The sequence below is a fragment of the Synechococcus sp. RC10B2 genome (assembly GCF_047502635.1).
Window position 1 is genome coordinate 1 of record NZ_JANSHO010000039.1, and the last position, 2856, is coordinate 2856.

The window sequence follows — 2856 nt, forward strand, 5'->3', positions numbered from 1 at the left end:
TATTATACATTATTTTCAGTATAGTTGAGCTTATTATTGACTAGAGTCATGCTCTTCCTACTTAAGCACTCGGTGTTTCCAAAAGCACACTCAAACGGTATCAACGCCTCCGCGAGCGATCCGCCAAAAGCCGCAAAGGCCGATTCTTTCGTCCGATCCCTCGACGCCTTGCGCCACAAGGCTTTCCGGCCCCAAAGCCCCCTCGCCAGCACCCTTTTTGCCGACTTTTTTCCGGATCCCTCGCAAATGGGTCTTGCATTCCTTGCCCTGCTTGGGTTTAATAGGGGTGGAGTTCCCCCTTCGGGGGGATCCCTAGAAATTGGAAACAAGAGCTAGCCAGCCGAATTTGGGCTTTATTTAGCTCAACTTGTTCCCCCTTCGGGGGGATCCCTAGAAATTGGAAACACTATCCACTTTACCTTAGGGTATGTCGTGCAGTACGCGCGGCATGTTCCCCCTTCGGGGGGATCCCTAGAAATTGGAAACTGGAGCAAGGGATCCGCGAAGCAGCAGCGATGGCGCGGTTCCCCCTTCGGGGGGATCCCTAGAAATTGGAAACGTTTAGACCACGAGGGCAAGAGCCCCAGTGCTGGGCGGTTCCCCCTTCGGGGGGATCCCTAGAAATTGGAAACGTGGATGTGCTGACGATGCCTGCGCCCCACCAGCAAGGGTCAGGTTCCCCCTTCGGGGGGATCCCTAGAAATTGGAAACTTTTGACCTTTCTCACAGGATTGGGAACGTGGGAGATTTCCGTTCCCCCTTCGGGGGGATCCCTAGAAATTGGAAACTCGAATCCAGAACCAGGTGCGTATAGCACTTGTAAAGGTGTGAGTTCCCCCTTCGGGGGGATCCCTAGAAATTGGAAACGAGGCAGAGCGAGAGGGATCCGCCATCGACCCGGACGTCGTTCCCCCTTCGGGGGGATCCCTAGAAATTGGAAACTTGCTATGGAACCTGTCATTACGATTTTCATGTTCAAGTTCCCCCTTCGGGGGGATCCCTAGAAATTGGAAACGTCCGTACAGGTTTGTGAGGGCGGTTATCTTATCAACTTCTAGTTCCCCCTTCGGGGGGATCCCTAGAAATTGGAAACTTGACAGGAACCAATCTAACTGGTCCTGGGTCAAACCCGTGTTCCCCCTTCGGGGGGATCCCTAGAAATTGGAAACAGTTTGGAATGACGCTCTAGCCTTAGTTAAGGCTATACCGTTCCCCCTTCGGGGGGATCCCTAGAAATTGGAAACGATCAACTCTATTTGCAACGGCCATGTAATAGGCTATTTGTTCCCCCTTCGGGGGGATCCCTAGAAATTGGAAACCACCCTGCGGCGGGTGTCGGGTGTGTATGAGGGCCAACGTGTTCCCCCTTCGGGGGGATCCCTAGAAATTGGAAACAATTGCACTCGCTTGCAGTTCCGCGGTCGGTCTTGTGACGTTCCCCCTTCGGGGGGATCCCTAGAAATTGGAAACACCAACCGTCGTATCCCGGTGGAACTTCGGGGCAGTCTAATTGTTCTTGTTCCCCCTTCGGGGGGATCCCTAGAAATTGGAAACCAGTACTCGTCATAATATAGATCAAAGACCTGGAAATAGAGTTCCCCCTTCGGGGGGATCCCTAGAAATTGGAAACGGAACTAGTCAATCAGCCCTTTAGTTGGGTTGACGTAGGTTCCCCCTTCGGGGGGATCCCTAGAAATTGGAAACTCCCTCCTTAAAATCTCCCTTGTTCTAGTTTTAAGGGAAGTTCCCCCTTCGGGGGGATCCCTAGAAATTGGAAACCCAAGGCTGAATACCTGAAGCGTTGGACCACGCAAGTGTTCCCCCTTCGGGGGGATCCCTAGAAATTGGAAACACCCTAGTGGTAGCCTTTGGTGACAGAGTTAAATCAGTTGGAGTTCCCCCTTCGGGGGGATCCCTAGAAATTGGAAACAACATGTCTCTTGTGCTCACGCCGACGATCTCGGCTTTGGTTCCCCCTTCGGGGGGATCCCTAGAAATTGGAAACAACTGGTTCATTTGGGTCAACGGATCTCTTGCAGACAGTTGTTCCCCCTTCGGGGGGATCCCTAGAAATTGGAAACTGACCTCAGGATGCTCTTTAAGCTCAACTGCTAAAACACTACGTTCCCCCTTCGGGGGGATCCCTAGAAATTGGAAACCTGCCCATTGAGGTCGGCAAGCCCTGCCGCCAATATGTTGTTCCCCCTTCGGGGGGATCCCTAGAAATTGGAAACCAAAGTAAGTTCTCGTGAGGTCATTCGTAGGGTTTTGGTTCCCCCTTCGGGGGGATCCCTAGAAATTGGAAACGCTTGTTCAGCCTGTTGTCGAATTTGTTTGACAATTGTTTGGCGTTCCCCCTTCGGGGGGATCCCTAGAAATTGGAAACGAGATGCTGGCCCGCCACGCCAGGTGGGCGCGGATCCTAGGCGTTCCCCCTTCGGGGGGATCCCTAGAAATTGGAAACACTATCGTGGCATGCCGCAGCTGTAGATGTGGTAAAGGTTCCCCCTTCGGGGGGATCCCTAGAAATTGGAAACGAGAAGAGTGCATTTGTCGCCCTCCATCGACTACACCCCGTTCCCCCTTCGGGGGGATCCCTAGAAATTGGAAACGCCTCAAAGGCCGCATCATCCTGATCGCGTGGTATCGTTCCCCCTTCGGGGGGATCCCTAGAAATTGGAAACACCCAGGATTTCTCCTGGGTGTTGTTTATCCCAAACAGTTCCCCCTTCGGGGGGATCCCTAGAAATTGGAAACATCTCCGAACGACTTCCGGAGTGGATACTTCGGAAGTTTTGTGAGAGTTCCCCCTTCGGGGGGATCCCTAGAAATTGGAAACGAGCCTCCAGGCCTCCA

The 2856-nt window shown here is 53.0% G+C and carries 1 CRISPR repeat array.

The window, feature by feature from the left end:
• The first annotated feature begins 291 nt into the window (after nt 1-291).
• Nucleotides 292-2839: a CRISPR direct-repeat array (repeat unit 36 nt; unit sequence GTTCCCCCTTCGGGGGGATCCCTAGAAATTGGAAAC).
• Nucleotides 2840-2856 lie beyond the last annotated feature (17 nt).